Source organism: Agrobacterium leguminum (assembly GCF_005144435.2).
In the GTDB taxonomy this organism is placed as follows: Bacteria; Pseudomonadota; Alphaproteobacteria; order Rhizobiales; family Rhizobiaceae; genus Agrobacterium; species Agrobacterium leguminum.
The window spans coordinates 1,658,740-1,679,461 of record NZ_CP120212.1; the positions used below are offsets into that span (position 1 = coordinate 1,658,740).

Below are 20,722 nucleotides of genomic sequence, written 5' to 3' on the forward strand. Positions count from 1 at the left end.
CCACCATTAGTTCGTCATATCAAGCAGCTGAAGAACGCGCTGCGCCATATCTGTGCCTCTGTCATCGGCGCGCCAGGCCAATAGCAATGGAACGGAAAATGTCATCGGTAGTGGGATTTTCGTCACTTTGGGGGAGGTTATTCCCACGCCGGACGGCAATATGGAACAATATCCGTGGCCGACAATCAGTTGCACTGCCACCGGTATGCTGTCGATCTCAATCAACTGCACCTTCGATAACCAGGTTGGTCCAAGCAGGTGCTCGAGAAAGCTCTCGGCCGTTTGGCGCAGTCCGGAGGCGCGGGAAGGCAGTACCAGAGGGTGCTTGAGGATCGCCTCGCGCATCTGTGACGGCGAATCTGCATCCGTCAGTTCAGGTGCTTCATGCTGCAGGAAACATGAAAGGTGGCTGCGCAGAACCTCACGGCTGCGCAGGCGGGAATTGTTGACTGGCATGTCGACAAGGACTGCATCGTACCGCTGCTGTTCAAGTCCTTCCAACAGACTGTCTGCGAGTCCGGGCTGCATCAGCAGCGGTGTGTCGAAACGTCGTGCCCAGTTGGCGGCAATGCGCGCCAGAATAATTGCCGACGGGCTGTCCGTTGTTGCGGGAGGAATGCCGCCGAATGACCAATGCCGCAGATGCCGCTTGAAACGCAGGGCGGATGTGGAGTCCAGCGCAGCCCAGATATCGCGTAATTTGTGGACGTGGGGCGATATGCGAAGCCCCTCGGGCGATGCGCGCGAGCCGCTGCGTGTCCGTTCAAAAAGCTGGACGCCCAGATTGTCTTCCAGCATCGCCATCATCCGCGTCAGCTGTGGTTGCCCGATTTGAAGCCTCAATGCGGATTTACGGATCGAGCCAGATTCGAGAATGTCCACGAAGCGGAAGAGTGCAATCAGCGACACGCTTCTCTGATAAATATCTTTCGTATGGTCATCGCCGCACGCGCCATGGATCGCGAAGATTTCATGGGCGGCCTGCGCGAAATAAGGGCCAAGTCTCCCGCCTTCCGCCGTCAGGATCAGGCCTTTTGCGCCCTGCACGAAAAGCTTGACGGAGAGGGCGGTTTCCAGGCGGTTGACGGCGTCCGATACGGTTGAAACCGGAATTCCCGTTGTGTTGGAAGCAAGGTGGATGCCGCCGAGCCGAACCACCTGGTCACATAAAAGAATCGTCGAAACCTTCACCGCCCACGCCTCGTCTTGGCCTTCCCATTTCGGCATCGTCTGTCCGGATTTTGGGATATACCACTAATTTAATTGTGCCTCATAGTCGAAATATGACAGGAGGACGACATGGCGGATTTCGATACGGTTTTGGCGGGGCGAGTCATTCTGACCGACCGCGAGATTTCTCGAGGTTTCGTGGCCATTCGCGATGGGAAAACGGCACTCATCGGAGAAGGCCCCGCGCCGGCTGGACGAGAAAATCATGATTTCGGCACCGGTCTTATATTGCCTGGCGCCATAGACGCACAGGTGCACTCGCTGTCGCAGAAGGGGGCCGAAGGTTTTGCGGCCTCGACCCGTGCGGCGGCGGCGGGCGGTGTCACGACAATCGTGGACATGCCCTATGATGAGGGCAATCTCGTGTGTTCCGCCGAGGCCGTCAGGCGCAAGGTCGCGATGATCGACGCGGAGGCGCGCATCGACGTCGCGCTTTATGGCACCGTCGATCCGCAAGAGGGGTCCGCCCGCATTGCCGAACAGGCGGCGGCGGGAGTTTGCGCCTACAAGTTCTCGACCTTCGGCACGGATCCCCAGCGCTTTCCGCGTATCCCACCTGCGCTGCTTCGCGCCTGTTTCGCCGAGATTGCAAAGACCGGGCTTGCCGCAGGCGTGCACAATGAGGATGACGCCTATGTCCGCGCCGCGATTTCCGAGGTGGAGGCATCCGGTATAACCGACTGGCGCGCGCATGGCCTGTCGCGTCCAGAACTGGCCGAGACGCTGGCGATGCTGCAGATTTATGAAACCGGCGCCGAGACAGATTGTCCGGCGCATGTCGTCCATTGCTCCGTCAGCCGCGGCTACGAGATCGCCGAGATGTATCGCAGGAATGGCCGGTATTCTTCCGTCGAATGCTGCATTCACTACCTTGTTCTGGATGAGGAGAACGATGTCGCGCGGCTTGGCGGCAAGGCCAAGATCAACCCGCCCATACGCGCCCGCAAAGAAGTGGAGGGGATCTGGCGTCATCTGGCGGAAGGGCGGGTGTCGATGGTGTCCACCGATCACGTGAGCTGGAGCGAGGACCGCAAGACCAATCCCGATATGCTGAAAAATGCCTCCGGCGTCCCGGGGCTGGAGGTGATGGTGCCGCTTTTCGTCAAGGGCGCGATCGCGCGCGGCGTGCCGCTGGTGTGGGCGGCCCGGCTTATGGCCGAAAATCCGGCCCGGCATTTTCGTCTGGATCACCAGAAAGGCGGGTTGCAGGTCGGGCGCGACGCTGACGTCATGGTGCTTGTCGATCGGCCCGTGGTGTACGACGCAGCCACCAGTCCTCACTCCATTGCGGGGTGGTCGCCTTATCACGGCATGGAACTGCCCTGGACGGTCGCAGCCACCTGGCGGCGGGGCGAGATGGTCTTCGACGGTGAAAACGTGCTGGCTGCGCCGGGGACTGGCATTTTTGTGCGGCCGCCCGAAACACTTGGTCTGCGCGAGGTGCTGTTGTGATGCGCCGCAATCTCGACGCGTCAATAAAGGACATAGAAACGGATCTCGACGCACTGGCGCAGATTACCGATCCGGAGCGCCCCTGGACCCGCCGCGCCTTCTCGCTTCGTTTCGATGAAGGGCGCGACTATCTTCGGCGACGTTTCCTGGATGCTGGACTGAATGTCGCGACCGATGCGGGCGGGAACCTGATCGGCCGACGCGAAGGTACCGAGCCGCAGGCCGGAACGATCATGCTGGGTTCGCATTCCGACACCGTGCCGGATGGCGGACGTTTTGACGGTGTTGCCGGTGTCGTCGTTGCATTGGAGGTCGCACGCATTCTCTCACGGCGCGGTGTCGCTTTGCGGCACAATCTGGCCGTTGTCGATTTTCTTGCTGAAGAGGTATCCATTTTCGGGGTTTCCTGCATCGGTTCGCGAGCGATGGCGGGCGTTCTGCCGCAGGACTGGCTGAGGCGTATAAGCGACGGGCGCGATCTGGCGACGGCCATACGTGATGTGGGCGGCAAGCCGGAAAGTCTTGAAGCTCCCTTGGCTGATGACCTGAAGGCCTTTCTGGAACTGCACATCGAGCAGGGGCCGGTTCTCGAACGGGAAAAGATTGCGCTTGGGGTGGTGACAACCATTGTCGGCATCAATCGCGTCGAGATCGAGGTTAAGGGTCGTCCCGATCATGCCGGTACGACTCCGATGGGGTTGCGCGCGGATGCCCTCGTTGCTGCGGCGCGGATCGTGAGTGAGATCGAGCGGTACGCGACGGAGCTTTCCGGTGGTCCCGGACATTTCACCGCAACTGTTGGCGAGTTCGAAATCTCCCCCAACGCCGCCAATGTGGTGCCGGGCCGGGTCCGCATGCTGGTCGATATCCGCGCCGAGCGGGCCGAGGACAAGGAAGCATTCGTATCCTGGCTGACCGGACTTGACGCGGACGGTGAAAACACGATCGAGGCGCGGCTGATTTCCGCCAATCCCGGCGTGCAGATGGATGATGGATTGCAGGAGACGCTGGCAAAGGCCGCCGACGGGCTGGACACGCCCTATCGAAAGATGGTGTCGGGTGCAGGCCATGACGCGGCATTCATGACACGGCTGTGTCCTTCGGCGATGCTCTTCGTCCCTTGCCGCGACGGCCGTTCCCATTGCCCGGAAGAATGGGCCGATGCGGCCGATCTTGCTTTGGCGGCTGAAGTTCTGGCGAACACGATTATGGAATTGGACAGAAAAAGGGAGGGCTGAAAGTGGCCAGAATTCTGACGGAGAAGGATGTGGAACCCGCGGTGCGGGGAGGCGCGGTCTATGCGGCAGGGGGTGGCGGCTGGGTCCACCACGGACGGATGCTGGGCTATGCCGCGGTGAACGCCGGTGCGCCTGAACTCGTCTCCATCGACGAATTGAACGAAGATGACTGGGTGGCGACGGCTGCCGCCATCGGTGCGCCGGCCTCCACGACGCCCTGGGAAATGCGGGGCGTGGATTATGTCAAGGCCGTGCAGCTTTTGCAGGATGAGCTTGGTGCGAAGGTCGCTGCCCTGATGATCGGGCAGAACGGCAAGTCCTCGACCCTCAACGCATGGCTGCCTTCGGCTATCCTTGGCTGCAAGGTGCTGGACGCGGTGGGTGACATGCGCGCCCATCCCACCGGCGACATGGGGGCGATTGGCATGGCCGGCAAACCGGACCAGTCGATCCAGACGGCCGTTGGCGGAAATCGCGACCAGAATCGCTATATCGAACTCGTAACGCGTGGCGCAACCGGCCGCATCTCTCCCATCCTGCGCACGGCCTCCGACATGTCGGGCGGTTTCATCGCCTCGGCCCGCAATCCGGTTCGCGCCGGCTACGTCGCGAAAAATGCCGCGCTCGGCGGAATTTCCAAGGCGCTGGAGCTTGGTCACGCAATCCTCGCCGCCGAGCCTCGAGGGCATGCGGCAGTTCTCGATGCGATCCTCGTGACCACGGGCGGCAGGATCATGATTGAAGGAGAGATCACGGCGAAGGATGTCGTTTATACGAATGAGGCTTTCGACGTCGGTACGGTCACCATCGGCAGGGGCGATGCGGCGCTGACCCTGCATGTGATGAACGAATACATGGCGGTCGATGCGGTCGATGGCCGTCGCCTAGCGACCTTTCCGGACGTCATCACCACATTGTCGCAGGGGATCGAGCCGCTGTCTGTCGGCGAGCTGAAGGTCGGCATGAAGATCCACCTGCTGCATGTCCCGAAGACCCTCATTCCGATCGGCGCGGGCCTGATGGACCCGGCGATCTATGTCCACCCCGAAAAGGTCATGGGTATCAACCTGACCAACTACGCATTGGAGGCCTGAAGATGCCGAGAGAGAATCCCCGCAATCCCGGCTTCCCGATCCCTTCAGGCCCAGAGCTTCGAGCGAAGGGCTGGCGGCAGGAAGCCCTGCTGCGCCTTATGGAAAACGTGCTGGCTGTGGGTGAAGACCCCGAAAATCTCGTCGTCTACGCAGCACTCGGGAAGGCGGCGCGCAACAAGGCCGCATATGATGCCATCGTACGCGCATTGACGACCATGGACGAGGATCAGACGCTTGTCATCCAGTCGGGAAAGCCGGTCGGGTTGATGAAGACTTCGGCCGAGGCTCCGATGGTCATCATGGCCAATTGCAACATGGTTGGCCAATGGGCCAAGGCCGAGAATTTTTATGCTCTCGAACGCAAGGGCCTCATATGCTGGGGCGGCCTGACTGCGGGGGCATGGCAATATATCGGCTCGCAGGGCGTCATTCAGGGCACCTATGAAATCTTCATGCGTATTGCCGAACGCCGCTTCGGCGGCACGCTGAACGGGCGTTTCGTATTGACCGCGGGCCTTGGCGGTATGGGAGGCGCACAGCCGCTTGCCGGCCGCATGGCGGGCGCGGCCATCCTGTGCGTGGAGATCAATCCGGAACGGGCCCGCACCCGCAAGGATATCGGCTATCTGGACGAGATCGCCAATGATCTCGATAGCGCACTGGCACGGATTGAAGAGGCACGCGCCAAGGGTGAGGCGCTGTCCGTCGGCCTTGTCGGCAATGCAGCGGAAATCTATCCCGAAATAGCCGCGCGGGGGATCATTCCGGATATCGTGACGGACCAGACCTCCGCCCACGATCTCGTTTATGGCTATATTCCAATCGGCTATGACCTGGACCGGGTGCGCCGCCTGCGCAGCCAGAACCCGGATGAGCTGATCGAGGCCGGCAGGGCGTCGATTGCCAAACAGGTAACAGCCATGCTGGAATTCCAGCGGGCCGGCTCGGAGGTTTTCGACAATGGCAACCTGATCCGCACGCAGGCGCAGGCCGGTGGCGTTGCTGACGCCTTCGACATTCCGGTCTTCACCGAAGCCTATCTGCGCCCGCTGTTCTGCCGGGCGATTGGTCCCTTCCGCTGGATGGCCCTGTCGGGCGACGCTTCGGACATTGCGCGGATAGACGAGCTGGTGCTGGAGATGTTTCCGGACAACAAGATCGTCACCAACTGGATTTCGCTGGCGCGCAAGCACGTTCCGTTCGAGGGGCTGCCGGCGCGCATCGCCTGGCTCGGCCATGGCGAACGAAGCGCACTCGCACGGCGGGTCAACGCTCTGGTCGCTTCGGGCGAATTGAAGGGGCCGGTTGCCTTCTCTCGCGATCACCTCGATTCAGCGGGCATGGCGCATCCGAACATCATGACGGAGAACATGCTCGACGGTTCTGACGCCATCGCCGACTGGCCGCTTCTCGACGCGATGTTGCTCTGCGCTTCGCGCGCCGACCTTGTCGCACTTCATTCCGGCGGCGGGGGATATGCGGGTTTCATGACCTCGGCAGGGGTCACGATCGTCGCTGACGGCACCAACGCGGCCGACGACCGGCTTTCGCAATCACTCGACAATGATACCGGGCTCGGCGTCATCCGTTACGCGGATGCGGGCTATGCCGAGGCACAGGATGAAATTGCCAGCAAGGGCATAAATCACGTGCAGATCTGACAGGTCAAAGCAGCGAGGAGAGGCCATCCATCGCCGTGAGTGGCGGAAAATTACGATCACCAATCAACACCGCCTGCCGGCACCGGCAGGCAAGAGGGGACAATAATGGAAAAAACATATCAAAATTTGTCAGTGACACCGGCCAGACGGTCATCACCGGAGCGCGCCGTTGCGGCAGCATCGATAGGCAACGCCCTGGAATGGTATGACTTCACCGTCTATGCGCTGTTTGCAATCTACATCGCCCATAATTTCTTTCCCGGCGGCGATCATACGGTCGAACTCGTGAAAGCCTTTCTCGCCTTCGGGCTAGGCTTCGTGATCCGCCCCCTGGGAGCCATCGTGATCGGGGTCTATGGCGACAAGGCTGGTCGAAAGGCAGCACTGTTCCTAACCATCATGATCATGGCGGCGGGCACCCTGCTGATCGCGGTGGCGCCGACCTATGCCGCGATTGGTGTGGGAGCGCCACTCATGATCCTTGCTGGACGAGTCCTTCAGGGCTTCTCCGCAGGTGGAGAAATCGGCGGAGCAGCCGCCTTTCTTGTCGAACATGCGCCCGCCGACAAAAAAGGCAAATATGCTTCCTGGCTCCAGGCAAGCATGGCGATTTCCAACATCATGGGTGCACTCGTCGCCTTTGCGGTTACCTCGCTTCTGACGGAGCAGGAGATCGGAGACTGGGGCTGGCGGATTCCTTTCTTTATTGGCGTATTGATCGCGCCGGTGGGTCTTTGGTTGCGCAAGACGCTGGACGAAACACCGGCTTTTCAGGCCGAACAGGCAAGTCTGGAGAACCAGTCCGCCAAAACACCCCTGAAGCTCGTCTTCTCGGACTATTTCGGCCATCTGATCAAAGGCTTCGCTTTCTCGATCCTGTGGGCGGTTTGCGTTTATGTGCTGATCATCTACATGCCGATCTTCGTTCAGCGTGCTTTCGGTTTCAGCCCTTCGGAGGCGTTTACGGCATCGCTGATTGGTAACGTCTTCCTTGCCGTCGGTTGCGTCAGCGCCGGCAGCATTTCGGACAGGATCGGTCGGCGCTTGATGCTTACCATTGCCGCCGGCGCGATGCTGGTCGCGGTCTATCCCCTGATCTGGTGGCTGCAATCTTCGCCAACGCTGACGACGCTCATCATCGTGCAAAGCCTCTTCTGCATCATGGTCTCGGGATATGTCGGGGTCGCACCTGCAACCCTGTCCGAGGTTTTCCCGACGAATATCCGCACCACCGGCATGTCATTGGCCTACAATGCCGCCGTGACGATCTTCGGAGGATTTGCCCCGGCGACGCTGACCTGGCTTGGCAGCACGGGCATCGGTTATCACGCGCCCGGATTTTACGTCATGGCCGCCGCATTCATATCGCTGATAGCGGTCCTGATCCTGCCGAAGCCGTATTCCACGAACTGAAGGAGATGGGCCGCTCAAGGCCCAGCTCCCGATTGCTCCACCCGTCATGTCTGGAAAATTTCCAGTCGAAGCGAAGCCGTTTCGACGCCGGACAGTGCTGCAAACATGACGGCATAACAATAACCAACTCAAGGGAACATCATGTCTGTTAAAAACGGGACTATTCATCGCTTCTCCATTGTCACAGCTTTTGCGATCGCCGGGCTTGCTGCTTCAAACGCACGGGCGGAACATTGGTCCATCGACGGTCAAAACCTGACCGTGGAACAGGTCGTCGGCCTGGCGCGGGACGACAGCGCCAAAATTACTCTCACCGAGAGCGCGGGCAAACGGATCGCCGAAGGCTTCGATCTGGTGATGGAGGCCGCCCTGCAAGGCAAGGCGGTCTACGGCCTGACGGTCGGCGTTGGCTGGAACAAGGATCGCCCAGTTTTCGCGATGAAGGACGGCAAGCGCGTGCTGGACGACGATCTGCTGAAACTGTCACGCGCCTTCAATTCGACATCCCTGCGCGCGCATGGCGCAGGCGTGGGCGAGCCGATGGCGGTCGAGGCCGTGAGGGCGGGCATGGCGATCCGTCTAAACCAGATTGCAACCGGCCGAACCGGCGTTCAGAGCGCCGTTGCGGAAATGTATCGACAGTTTCTGGAGCAGGGGATCACCCCGGTCGTTCCTTCACGCGGTTCTGTTGGAGAGGCGGATATCAACCTTGCCTCCCATATCGGTCTGGCGATGGTCGGCGAGGGGGAGGTCTTCATGAAAGGCAACCGCATTCCCGCAGCACGCGCCCTGACTGACGCCGGCATCGCTCCGCTCGAGCCGGTTGGCAAGGATTTCCTTTCGATCCTCAGCACGAATGCGCTGACCGCTGGACAGGCTGCCCTGCTGGCGCACGACACGGCGGGTTATCTCGAAAAGGAAGCCGTTGTCTTTGGTTTGGCACTTGAAGGTTTTAACGGCAATGTCGCCCCTTTCCTCGCGGCGACGAACGAGCTGCGCCCCTTTGCCGAAAACACATCCGGGGCACTGATGGTTCGCTCTGCCCTTGACGGCAGCTATCTCTGGTCGCCCGCGAAGGATCGGGCGCTGCAGGACCCGCTGTCTTATCGCACCATGGCCTATGTGCTTGGCGGAGCCGAAATTGCAACGCAGGATTTGACCAAGGCGCTGGAAATCCAGATCAATCACAGTGATGACAATCCGGGCGTGGTTGCGGGAGCCTTAGACGACAAGGCTTCCGGACAGGTCTCGCAGTATTTTATCGAGGGCGAAGTATCGGGAGCGATCTATCCGAGTGCGGGTTTTGAGATGCTGCCGGTAGCCTCAAGGGTTGAAACACTGAACACGGCGCTGGTGCGTCTGTCACAGGCCATTACGATGCAGACGATCCGCTTCGAAAACCCGGACATGACGCATCTTTCGCGGTTCCTTGCTGCTGAAACCAATCAAGGACATGCGTTTGGTGCGATACAGAAACCGCTCGTCGCGCTTCTGGCCGAAAACCAGCAGATCGGCGCGCAGGCCCCCGTCGGCTCGATTGCGATGGCAGGAAATATCGAGGATCTGGACAGCCACGCACCGCTTTCGGTCGCCAATCTCGGCCGAATTCTGGATAATCTGTACTGGATGTCCTCGATACAGTTGCTACATGCCGCGCAAGCCGTTGATCTACGTAAACCCGGGCAGTTGGGAGCGGGAACAAAAGCGCTGTTTGAAGACTATCGCCGGACTGTGCCCTTTGTGGCGGTGGACCGAATATACACCAATGATTTCAGTACGGGTTATCGCTTTCTGAAGGCCCGTTGAGCGGTTGCTATATTGGTGTTGAACCAGATGAGAGGACCGATGTCTTCGGCCCCGTTTCGCAAAGCAAATACTCGATGCTGCGTTGCGGCCGAAGACCTCGGCCATCCCTATTCGTGAGGAGCTCTACATGGGATTCGTGCTGCGGGTTCCTCTCGGATAAAAGCCCTGACGGCTGATCCCTTGCATATCCTCAAGACCGTCTATGGCGACGATACGCTTCGCGGAAGGCAGGCCGACATCATTCGGCACGTATGGCAGGAAGCAATGCTTTCGTTCTGATCCCGTGGATGTCCATGGCCCAGGACCTGTCCGAAGGGAACCTCAGATCCCAGACCCATCAAGCTCCCGGGCGTCCTCACCTTCCCAGGGAGCGGGCATCGTAAGGCCATCGATATTGGCTGAGGGCATAGGCATCCAGCACTTCAACTCCGGCTCCGCGTATTCGATGATCCGCCCCGGCGAAGAGTCCGAGGCACGCCAGCCTTCTGAACCGTACTGGTCGCCCTTCGACCAATAGGCAAGGTCTACCTGGGACGGCCCTTGTTCGGACGACCGGATCGTGATGAGAATCCGATCTCCGTTTTTCGGCGCGCTTGCCATATGGCGCCATCGTTGTGGCTTATCCATCGTTTCCCCCCTGTTTCGGCTTTCAAGTGTCGCCTCACCGTCCAGGAGGGTCAACTCAAACTTTGTATGACGCTGTATCTATCCGGCGAGCGTTCGATCTCCCTCCAATGAAATCGGCCCTCAACGGCTCGCGGGGCTGCGTCGCACAAAAGGTTTGCTGCCGATTCTAGGGATGCTCTTCGTCTTCGATGCTTTTGGCCAGCAAGTTTTCCGTCAGTCTCTCGAGCCGGGCAAGAGTTTCGCGGCCTCGAGTTGGCCGAGTCGTTCTTTGCCCCAGTCCTCTTTGGTTTGGCTATCCAGAAACACGCCTCGCCCCAATTACTCCGCAGCTTCGCTGCTTGCCGGCTCGTCCAGCAATGCACGATATCGATTGAGGCTTTCCTCAAGATGGGCTGCGATTGCATTCTTGGCGCCTTTGGCGTCGCCCTGAGTGATGGCGGACAATATGGACGCGTGCTCTTTGTTGATTTTTTTGAGATAGGTCTGGTAGGCGCGCGATGACTGGCGATGTTTGAACACCAGTTCGAAGTTGATATTCTCCATCACCGCTTCCAGAAAGCTTGGAAAGTGCGGATTGCGTGTGGCCCGCGCAATCGCAAGGTGGAATTCGAAATCGGCGCGAGCCTCGATTTCAGCGCTTTCAGTTTCAAGCGCTTCGAGGTGATCGTAGGCCCGTGCGATCTCTGCCAGCGCCTCCGGAGTTCGGCGCGTTGCAGCGAGAGCTGCCGCCTGCATTTCGACGCCAAGCCGCAATTCGAGAATCTGCATTGCTGAACGAATGTCTTCTATCCGGCTGATCTCAAAGTTCAGTGTCTTTGCGTCTTTGTCTGTGACAAACACGCCTGCGCCCTGGCGTGCTATGACCCTGCCGGAAACTTTGAGCGACATAAGCGCTTCGCGAATGACCGTGCGCGATACGCCGAATTCTTCGCAAAGCTGGGCGCTGGATGGTATCTTTTCTCCCGCGGAATAAAGGCCTGAGTCGATGCGCTCGTTGAGCTTTGCAACAACGATTTCCGCCAGATTGCCGCGCTGCGTAATGATCGACAATGAATGCCCCTGCTCACCTATCGGTTAAATTTAACACATATCACATATCATTCCACTTTGCGACGCATCGTTTTTAAGGCATCCGACAGCGTCTCCAGGGGATGCGGGAGCCGCCTCCGATCGATTTCCTTCACCTGAGAGCGGCACGAATAGCCCGTTGCCATCGTAACCATATCGTCGGAGCGCGCGACTTCGGCAGACCAGCTCATCCCGTACAGTTTCTCGGATATGTCGCGGTTGCGCACTTCATGTCCGAAGGTTCCCGCCATGCCGCAGCAGCCTGTGTTCGCGATTTGCAGATCCATGCCGAAGGCGTTGAAAACCGTTTTCCACTGCATCGACGAGGAGGGCGCATTGGTACGCTCCGTGCAGTGCGGCAACAGTCTGAATTGCCGGCCACTCCGGGTCACTCCCGCCGTATCCTTCAGCTTGGTGACATCCGCCAACCATTCCTGTGGAAGGAGCACATGCGTTGACGTGTTCACACCGTTCAGCTCCCTGTATTCACTGCGGAAAGCGAGCGTCATGGACGGATCGAGACCAACCAGCGGAACGCCGGTTGCAGCAAGCCGTTGAAGTTCGCCCGAGGTTTTCGAAGCGACTTTTCTGAATCGGTCGAGGTAACCGTGGACATGCAGCGCCTTGCCGTTCGTCAGGGGCGGTGCGACGAACGGGATCAAGTCGAGCAATCGCGCAACCTCTATCGCGGCAACGCCCACGGACGGATCAAAATGTGCTGTGAAGGCGTCGGGCACGAAAATGACGACGCGTTCTCGTTGATCCGGAGGCAACGACTCGATCCTATCCGGCCTTGCGATTTCGACCCCCATACGCGCCGCCAGTCGCGGGAGCGGTGAGGACGCCAGGCCGGGAAGCGCTGTGAGACCGGCCAGCCACATAACGGCCCGGCCGGGTGAACTGCAAAGCAGCAGATTATAAAGCGAGCTAAACTTGGCCATGAGCGGCAGGGTGCTCTCGATGCTGGCGACAAGCGGATCCTTCAAAGGCCGCAGGTACCGGCCGTAATAGAGGTTTAGAAACTTCGAGCGGAAAGCGGGCACGCTGACCTTTACCGGGCACTGGCCCGCGCATGCCTTGCAGGCAAGACAGGTATCCATGGCTTCCCGCACTTCATGCGAGAAGTCGGAACGATTGGCCGGATTGAGCGTGTTGAACGTGCGCCTGACAAATGCCAGGGCCTTTCCTGATTTGCCCAGTCTTTCAGCTTCCCTCCTCGGGTCGACGCCCCGTTCGGCGAGAAGCCGCAGCCATTCACGCATCAATGCAGCACGGCCCTTCGGCGAGTAGATACGGTTCCGGGTCGCTTTGTAGGACGGACACATCGGACTCGTCGCATCGAAGTCGAAACACGCACCGTTTCCATTGCAATATGCGGCATTGTCGAAGGCGGCGCGGATGTTATTGCCAATCTCCCTGTCAACGGAGCCCCGCAGGGGCACGTCGTCGATCTTCAGAAGCGGTTCATTGTCAGGCGTTGCGATCTTGCCGGGGTTGAGGCGGTTGGCCGGATCGAACGCCCATTTGATTTCCTGTAGACGCGGGTAAAGGTCACCGAAGAACTCGGGAACATATTCGGATCTGACGCCCTTTCCGTGTTCGCCCCAAAGAACGCCGCCATGCTTGCGTGTGAGGGCAACGACGGCGTCGGTAATCTCGCGAATAAGCGGCACATGGTCTTTGCGCGTCAGGTCAAGGGCTGGCCGAACGTGAAGGACCCCGGCGTCGACGTGGCCGAACATGCCGTAGGAAAGGCCGGCTCCATCGAGCAGCGCACGAAACTCTCTGATGTAGGCGGCGAGGTTGGCTGGAGGAACCGCTGTGTCTTCGACGAACGCGACGGGACGAACGGGCCCATCGACATTGCCCAGAAGGCCAACGGCCCGCTTGCGCATGGTCCAGATCGCCTCGATATCGGCAGCAGCCGAAGCGATGGTGTGGCCCTTGCTGCGAATTTCGGCCTCACCCTGCAATGCAGACGTCACCGCTTCGACTTTCAGGCGCAACTCCGCCGGATTGTCGGCCAGCACCTCAACGATATTGATGCCGTTGGTTGAATGCTCTCCATCATCGGGGAAAAACTTGGCAATGCCGCTCCAGACAATGTCGCCTTTCGCCAAACCCAGCACCTTCTCGTCGATGGTCTCGACCGAGGCTACGTTAAGCGCGGTGAGGCGCCGGGCGTCTTCCAGGGCGGCGTTGAAATCGGCATAACGAACATTCACGAGCGCCGAATGCTCTGGAATTGGCAGCAGGTTGAGTTCGATCTCGGCGATGACAGCCAGCGTGCCCTCGGATCCGCAAAGGACGGCATTGAGATCGAAGCGTCCATCGTCGCGACGGATATGCGCCAGGTCGTATCCCGTCATGTAGCGGTTGAGCCGGGGGAAAACCTCTGCGATCCTGGCGCCGTCATCCCGCGCGATGCGGTCGATTGTACGATGGATCTGCCCAATGCGATCCGTGCGGGCCATGACTTTGGCGAGCGAAACGTCATCGAGCGGGTGGGACCACCAGTCGGTTGCGTCACTCAGGATCACTCTGAGCCCGAGGACATGATTGCTCGTTTTCCCATAAAGGCATGAACCCTGACCGCACGCATCGGTCGATACCATGCCGCCGATTGTCGCTCGATTGGACGTGGACAGTTCCGGAGCGAAGAAAAGGCCGTGTTCCCTGAGCGCGACATTGAGCTGGTCCTTGACGACGCCGGCCTCCACGCGGGCGATCCTGCGCGCCGGATCGATTTCGAGTATCCTGTTCATGTGCCGCGAACAGTCAACAACCAGCCCGGTTGTCAGAGACTGGCCATTCGTTCCCGTGCCGCCTCCGCGCGCGACGACCTGCATTGTTTCGAAGCGCGTTTCGGAAAGGATGCGCATGAGGATTTTTATGTCCTCGACATCCTTGGGAAACACCACGGCGGACGGTTCCATCTGGTAGATGGAATTGTCCGTCGAAAAAACGGTGCGCGATGCAGCACCGGCATCGGCGTCGCCGGAAAACCCCGCCTCTACGAGACGTTCAAAAAAACCGGCGGTATCGGCACGAGGGGCGTCACTCGTCTGCAGCCTTGGGATCATGGGTTTTCGCAGAAAAATTTACTTGAGGTTGGATTAACTTGGCATATAAGTGATAACATACAAATAAGGCGGCGCAACTGAAATAGAGAGGTGGAACGTGAAAGATCAAACAGCAGTCATCGTTGGCGGAGCTTCGGGTCTCGGCCTGACGACGGCAAAGCTCATGGCGTCTCACGGCGTTGCCAGGATTGGCCTCATCGATAGAAATGCGGAATTGCTCGCGTCTTCGGCGGAGACTTTGCGGGCCCTCGGTGTGGAGGTCGCAACGTCGGTTGCTGATATCGCCAGATCCGAGACCGCTCACCGTGGCTTCAACGAGATTGCGGAGAGGCTGGGCAGGGTACATTGCCTGATCAACAGCGCGGCGATCTATCCACGCAAACCGATCCTTGAAATCACCGACGAGGAATGGGATCTGGAAAACGCCATCAACGTCAAGGGCACGTATCATATGATGGTGGCGGCCATTCTTCATATGCGCCAGCATGTCAATGCGCCGGAAGTGACCGGCCGTATTGTCAACGTGACGTCTGTCGATGCTTTTAAAGCGCACCCTCAAAACGCTCACTATGCAGCAACAAAAGCGGCAGTCGTCAGCCTCACCAAATCCTTCGCCGCGGAAGTCGCAAAAGATCAGATTCTCGTCAATTCCGTTGCACCTGCGGGGTTTGCCACGGATCGTGCCAAGGAACTCGGCTTTCTTCCCGAGCTTGCGAAAGCGAGTGCGTTGGGTCGCGCCGCCGAGCCTGTCGAAATGGCCGAATGGATCGTCATGATGGCGTCAAGCCGCAATACCTACGCGACTGGCGAGAACGTCGTCATCAGCGGGGGCTACATCTATGTTTGACGTCTATCGCAACGCCGTCGTCACAGGGGCGACCAGCGGCATCGGCAAGGCCACAGTGCTTGAACTCGCCCGGCGCGGCCTGACGGTCTATGCAATCGGCCGTAACCGGGAACAGCTCGATGAACTGTCCTCTGAAAAAGGTGTCATCGCGGTTCAGGCGGATGTGCGGGAGACTGAAAGGATCGCAGATGCCGTCAAGGGCGTAGAGATCGACGTTCTTGTCAACAATGCGGGCATCCTCTCCACCCGTGCGACGTTCCACGAGATCGATCCCGCCGAAATCGACGCGATGATCGACGTCAATCTCAAGGCGCCGATGCATCTCACACGGGCGCTCCTGCCGGGCATGGTTGAGCGCAGGCGCGGTCATCTGGTTTACATCGGCTCGAGCGGCGGTCAGGCGCCATATCCGAACATGGGCGCCTACGGCCCATCGAAGGCGGGTCTCAGCCTCTTCTGCGACAACCTGCGATGCGATCTTCTGGGGACGTCTGTCAGGGTAACCGAAGTGGTGCCGGGACGGGTCCAAACGGACCTCTACCGGACGGCAATGGCAGGAAACTCTGCCCGCACGCTGCTTTATGACGGCTATCGTCCTGTTCAGCCGGAGCATGTTTCATCGATCATCGTCAACGCGATCGAGCTTCCGGTATTTGTCGATGTCGCACGCATCGAGGTTTTCCCGACAGACCAGGCGACTGGCGGCGGTACGATGGTCAAGTTTCAGGAGTAGGGATGCTCGCAGCAACAAGCATTACTTGTCGAAGTCTTTCATTTTCTTGATTTCGCCGGTGCGGCGATGTGGTCATCATCTTTGCAAATATGAGGGTGATCGATGTCGAGGGCACTTGTAACAGGAGCAACAAGGGGCGCGGGCCGTGCGGTGGCGGCGGCACTTGCCTGTGCCGGCTATGAAACTTGCGCCCTTGGGCGCGACAGGCTGGTTCTGGAAGAGCTTCGCAGCGATTTCGGCGTGCTTCCCATGGCGATCGATCTGACCGATCGTGAAGCCGTGCGGGTGATCGTCGAGGGTATGAAACCCGATATCGTCGTGCACGCCGCATTGCGGTGGCCCACCGAAAAGGCTTTTGAGAAGCTTCAGGAAGCCGACATAGACATGGCTCTCGAAGTGAACCTCTCCGCAATGTTTCACCTGACGCGGTTGGTTCTGCCGGCCATGAAGGAGCAGGGGCTGGGCGCTCTGTTTGTGGTTTCGCCTCACTCCGGCGAAAGCCCGTCGATCCTGGAGCGAAGCGTAGCCGGCGCGAATGATGCATTTGTGGACGCCCTTCAAGGCGAACTGGCCGACGTCGGCATTACGGCCCAGTCGATCATTTGCGAAAAACCTCCATTTCATTCGCTGGTCGCCTCTATTCTCGAACATCTGGAAACCGTCGGTCTGGCGCCTTTACGCTACAAAGCCGACGCTCATAATCATCAGGGAACGCGCAATGTTACGTAATGGTGGGCAGCTTTTGGTCGAATGCCTGTTGGCGCTCGGTGTGCGCAAAGGCTTCGGAGTGCCGGGAGAGAGTTATCTTGCCGTGCTGGACGCGCTGCATGATACGGTCGGCAGGCTCGACTATGTCGTGTGTCGCAATGAAGGGGGCGCCTCCTTCATGGCCGCCGCCTATGGCAAGCTGACCGGTCAGCCCGGCATCTGCTTCGTCACCCGTGGCCCGGGCGCCACCAATGCCTCTATCGGCGTTCATACCGCCATGCAGGATTCCTCGCCGATGATCCTGTTCGTCGGCCAGGTCGGCACCGACATGAAGGGCAGGGAAGCCTTTCAGGAAGTGGACTACAAGGCCGCGTTTGGAACGGTGGCGAAATGGGCCGTCGAGATCGATCAGGTCGAGCGCATTCCCGAAATCGTCGCCCGCGCCTGGACGATGGCGGTTACCGGCCGTTCCGGCCCTGTTGTTATCGCCCTGCCGGAAGACATGCTGACGTCAATGACGGAAAAGGCGCCGCTTTCCGGCCCGGCCGAAATCATCGAGGCCGCGCCTTCGGAATTTGCCATGCAACGCCTTGCGACGATGCTGTCGCAGGCCAGGCGTCCCGTCATTCTTTACGGTGGCTGTAACTGGAAGGAAGGTTCGGCCAAGCGCCTTCAGGCGTTTGCGGAAGCATCCGATATCCCGGTCGTTTCTGTGTTTCGCTATCAGGACCAGTATGACAACGCTTCCGTCACTTTCTGCGGAGAAGCCGGAGTGGGTATGGTTGCATCGGTGAAGGAACTGCTGCGCGATGCGGATGTGATCCTCGCGATCAATAACCGCTTCGGTGAAAACTCCACCGATGGTTATACGCTGTTCGACGTCCCGCAGGCGCGTCAGCGCATCATCCACGTGCACGGTTCCGATCTGGAGATCGGCAAGATCTACCAGCCTGAACTCGGTATCCATGCCGGCCCGAATGCCTTTGCCGAAGCGCTCTCGGCGCTCGAACCGGTCAAGGGGCCATGGGCCGAGTGGCGAAAGAAGGGCCGCGCTGCTTACGAGGCAGGGTTTAACCTCAAGGATCTGCCGTCGCCGGTCGATATGGGCAAAGTCACCGCTTATCTCAACGAGGTCTTGCCGGAAGACGTCATCCTGACGAATGGCGCGGGCAACTTCACCGTCTGGCCGAACAAGTTCTTCAAGTTCGGCCCCACGGCCCGGCTTCTCGCCCCGCAGTCCGGTGCGATGGGCTATGGCGTACCGGCAGCCATTGCCGCCAAGATTGCCTTCCCGGAGCGCACAGTCGTCTGCTTTGCCGGTGACGGTGATTTCCAGATGAACTGTCAGGAACTTGCAACGGCCCTGCAACACGGAGCACAGCCGATCTTCCTTCTGCTGAACAACGGCATATACGGCACGATCCGCGCCCATCAGGAGCGCCATTATCCGGCCCGCGTCTCGGGAACCGAAATGGTCAATCCGGATTTTGTCGTTCTTGCCAAAGCATATGGTTTCCATGCCGAGCGGGTGACGGCGACGGCTGACTTCGCAGAAGCTTTCGAGCGTGCGCTTTCCTCCAGAACCGGTGCGCTTCTCGATCTCGATATCTCGCCGGAAGCTTTGACACCGAGACAGACCCTTTCCGAAATGCGCCAGGCCGCGCTTGCCAAGAAGGAACACGCATGACCATCGGAAACGACATCCGCCTCGGCGCAGATATCGGCGGTACGTTCACCGATATCGCCCTCGACGTGCGTGGAACGCTGTATTCGACCAAGGTTCTGACCAATTATTCGGCGCCCGAACAGGCCATTCTGGACGGTATCGACATCGTCATCCGCGATGCTGGTATCGCCATTTCGCAGATTGAGTTGATCATTCACGGTACAACGCTTGCCACCAACGCGTTGATCGAGCGTCGTGGCGCGCGCACCGCACTGGTGACGACCGAGGGTTTTCGCGACGTTATCGAGATGCGTACGGAGAACCGCTTCGAGCAATATGATCTCGATCTCGTTCTGCCCAAACCGCTCATTCCGCGGGAAGACCGGTTTCCGGTCAAGGGGCGCATCTCGGCGCAGGGTACGGAACTTCAGCCGCTGGACGAGCAGGCGCTGGAGGAAATCGCCATACGGATCGCCGCGGAAGATTTCGGCGCCGTCGCCATCGGCTTCATTCATTCCTACATGAACCCGGACCATGAACGCCGCGCCCGCGAAATCCTCGCCCGAACGCTCGCTCTGCCGATTTCGATCTCCAGCGAGGTTTCGCCGCAGATGCGTGAGTTCGAACGGTTCAATACTGTTTGTGCAAACGCCTATGTGCGCCCGCAAATGGCCGACTATCTCAATCGCCTCCAGGTCCGTCTCAAGGAAATGGGCGCCTCCTGCCCGGTCTTCATGATCCATTCCGGCGGCGGCCTCGTCTCGGTAGAGACGGCGGCCGAATTTCCCGTGCGCCTGGTCGAATCCGGCCCGGCCGGCGGTGCGATTTTCGCAGCGGATGTGGCGCGCCGCTTCGATCTTCAGCGGGTGGTCTCCTACGATATGGGCGGGACGACGGCAAAGATCTGCCTCATCGAGGATTTCCAACCGCAGACCGCCCGGACGTTTGAGGTCGCGCGCACCTACCGATTCTGCAAGGGATCAGGCATGCCGATCTCCATCCCGGTCATTGAAATGATCGAGATCGGCGCTGGCGGCGGCTCGATCGCCTGGGTCGATGCCATGGGACGCATTCAGGCAGGGCCTGAATCGGCCGCGTCCGAGCCGGGTCCCGCCTGTTACCAGCGCGGGGGCGAGCGGCCGGCGATCACGGATGCCGACCTCATTCTCGGCAAGCTCGATCCCGACAATTTCGCCGGCGGCAAGATCAAGCTGTCAACCGTGAAGGCGTCCGCCGCGATAGCCCGCGACGTCGGCGACAAGCTCAGGCTCGATCCGCTTTCGGCTGCTTTCGGTATCGTTGAGGTGGTGGATGAGAATATGGCCAATGCCGCCCGCGTCCATGCGGTTGAAAACGGCAAGAACATCTCGGAAAACACCATGATCGCCTTTGGCGGGGCTGCCCCCCTGCACGCCGCGCGGCTCTGCGAAAAGCTCGGCGTCGACCGCTGCCTCATCCCACAGGGCGCCGGTGTCGGTTCGGCGATCGGCTTCCTGAAGGCTCCCTTCGGTTATGAGGCGGTCGGCTCGCAGATCATGGGCCTGTCGGCCTTCGATACCGCCCGGCTCAACACGCTGCTGGACGACCTCAAGGAGACCGCCGAGGGTTTCGTGCGCGCCGGCACGGCTGGCAAGATCAGTCGGGAAGTGGTGGCGTTCATGCGCTATCGTGGCCAGGGTTGGGAAATTCCGGTCAGCCTGCCGGATCGTCATTTCCAGGCTTCCGACCGCGCCATGATCGAGGAGAATTTCAGGGCGCGCTATGCCCAGTTCTTCGGCCGGGCAGTGGAGGGGCCTGAAATCGAATTCGTCACATTCTCCGTCAAGGCGCAGGATGTGCGCCCCGGTGGTGAGCGCCATGCGCTGATCTCCACCGGCAGCTCGATTGACACCCCCGTCACGCGCGATGTGTTCGATCCAGCCGCGGGAGTACCCCTTAAAACGGCTATCGTGGAACGCTCGACGATCAAGGTCGGCGAGCGTGTTACCGGTCCGGCGGTTATCGTCGAGCGTGAAACCTCGACCATCGTCACCTCGCCGTTTGACGCCATCGTCCAGAGCGACGGCACCATCCTTCTGATCCGAAAGGAACTGTAA

Annotated in this window: 15 protein-coding genes; 11 read left to right on the forward strand and 4 right to left on the reverse strand. The window is 59.6% G+C overall.

Translation table 11 applies throughout. The annotated features are described in order from the left end of the window. Positions 1–6: 6 nt before the first annotated feature. The gene (locus CFBP4996_RS22175; protein ID WP_080853783.1) at positions 7–1,227 is read right to left on the reverse strand and encodes a LysR family transcriptional regulator; all 1,221 of its coding nucleotides are present in this window, start codon (positions 1,225–1,227) and stop codon (positions 7–9) included. Positions 1,228–1,299: 72 nt separating this feature from the next. On the opposite strand from CFBP4996_RS22175, the gene CFBP4996_RS22180 reads away from it, so the two are divergent. From CFBP4996_RS22180 to CFBP4996_RS22205, 6 genes are all read left to right on the forward strand, one after another. Continuing rightward, a complete protein-coding gene (locus tag CFBP4996_RS22180) occupies positions 1,300–2,682 on the forward strand; it encodes a hydantoin-5-propionate amidohydrolase (RefSeq protein WP_080853782.1) in 1,383 nt (460 codons plus the stop codon). After that, positions 2,682–3,920 (forward strand): Zn-dependent hydrolase, encoded by a 1,239-nt coding sequence (locus tag CFBP4996_RS22185; protein ID WP_080853781.1) that lies wholly within the window; start codon positions 2,682–2,684, stop codon positions 3,918–3,920. The genes CFBP4996_RS22180 and CFBP4996_RS22185 overlap by 1 nt, the downstream gene beginning before the upstream one ends. Before the next feature lie 2 nt (positions 3,921–3,922). Continuing rightward, positions 3,923–5,014 carry a thiohydantoin desulfurase gene (locus CFBP4996_RS22190; protein WP_080853780.1) on the forward strand — a complete coding sequence of 364 codons (1,092 nt, stop codon included), beginning with the start codon at positions 3,923–3,925 and terminating at the stop codon, positions 5,012–5,014. Positions 5,015–5,016: 2 nt separating this feature from the next. Next, positions 5,017–6,675, forward strand: coding sequence for a thiourocanate hydratase (locus CFBP4996_RS22195; protein ID WP_080853779.1), 1,659 nt, complete (start codon positions 5,017–5,019; stop codon positions 6,673–6,675). 105 nt (positions 6,676–6,780) lie between these two features. After that, the gene (locus CFBP4996_RS22200) at positions 6,781–8,088 is read left to right on the forward strand and encodes an MFS transporter (RefSeq protein ID WP_020812720.1); all 1,308 of its coding nucleotides are present in this window, start codon (positions 6,781–6,783) and stop codon (positions 8,086–8,088) included. A 141-nt stretch (positions 8,089–8,229) separates the two neighbouring features. Next, on the forward strand, positions 8,230–9,894 hold the full coding sequence (locus tag CFBP4996_RS22205) for an HAL/PAL/TAL family ammonia-lyase (protein ID WP_080853778.1): 1,665 nt from the start codon (positions 8,230–8,232) through the stop codon (positions 9,892–9,894). 321 nt (positions 9,895–10,215) lie between these two features. Here CFBP4996_RS22205 and CFBP4996_RS22210 read toward each other — a convergent pair whose 3' ends face one another. The 3 genes from CFBP4996_RS22210 to ydiJ all read right to left on the reverse strand — a co-directional run bounded on the left by CFBP4996_RS22210 (position 10,216) and on the right by ydiJ (position 14,672). Further along, complete coding sequence (locus tag CFBP4996_RS22210; RefSeq protein ID WP_080853777.1) at positions 10,216–10,521, reverse strand: hypothetical protein; 306 nt, start codon at positions 10,519–10,521, stop codon at positions 10,216–10,218. 318 nt (positions 10,522–10,839) lie between these two features. Beyond that, positions 10,840–11,571: a FadR/GntR family transcriptional regulator gene (locus CFBP4996_RS22215; protein ID WP_020812717.1), complete on the reverse strand. Its 732-nt coding sequence runs from the start codon at positions 11,569–11,571 to the stop codon at positions 10,840–10,842. Positions 11,572–11,618: 47 nt separating this feature from the next. Continuing rightward, positions 11,619–14,672: a D-2-hydroxyglutarate dehydrogenase YdiJ gene (gene ydiJ / locus CFBP4996_RS22220; RefSeq protein WP_080853776.1), complete on the reverse strand. Its 3,054-nt coding sequence runs from the start codon at positions 14,670–14,672 to the stop codon at positions 11,619–11,621. Positions 14,673–14,769: 97 nt separating this feature from the next. Here ydiJ and CFBP4996_RS22225 point away from each other — a divergent pair, with 97 nt between their 5' ends. The 5 genes from CFBP4996_RS22225 to CFBP4996_RS22245 all read left to right on the forward strand — a co-directional run bounded on the left by CFBP4996_RS22225 (position 14,770) and on the right by CFBP4996_RS22245 (position 20,722). After that, positions 14,770–15,519, forward strand: a complete 750-nt coding sequence (locus CFBP4996_RS22225; protein ID WP_059757544.1) for an SDR family NAD(P)-dependent oxidoreductase — start codon at positions 14,770–14,772, stop codon at positions 15,517–15,519. Continuing rightward, positions 15,512–16,252, forward strand: a complete 741-nt coding sequence (locus CFBP4996_RS22230; protein WP_059757542.1) for an SDR family oxidoreductase — start codon at positions 15,512–15,514, stop codon at positions 16,250–16,252. The genes CFBP4996_RS22225 and CFBP4996_RS22230 overlap by 8 nt, the downstream gene beginning before the upstream one ends. Before the next feature lie 102 nt (positions 16,253–16,354). After that, positions 16,355–16,981, forward strand: coding sequence for an SDR family NAD(P)-dependent oxidoreductase (locus CFBP4996_RS22235; RefSeq protein WP_080853775.1), 627 nt, complete (start codon positions 16,355–16,357; stop codon positions 16,979–16,981). Beyond that, positions 16,971–18,647: a thiamine pyrophosphate-binding protein gene (locus CFBP4996_RS22240; protein WP_080853774.1), complete on the forward strand. Its 1,677-nt coding sequence runs from the start codon at positions 16,971–16,973 to the stop codon at positions 18,645–18,647. The genes CFBP4996_RS22235 and CFBP4996_RS22240 overlap by 11 nt, the downstream gene beginning before the upstream one ends. Beyond that, complete coding sequence (locus CFBP4996_RS22245) at positions 18,644–20,722, forward strand: hydantoinase/oxoprolinase family protein (RefSeq protein WP_080853773.1); 2,079 nt, start codon at positions 18,644–18,646, stop codon at positions 20,720–20,722. Before CFBP4996_RS22240 ends, CFBP4996_RS22245 begins: the two co-directional genes overlap by 4 nt.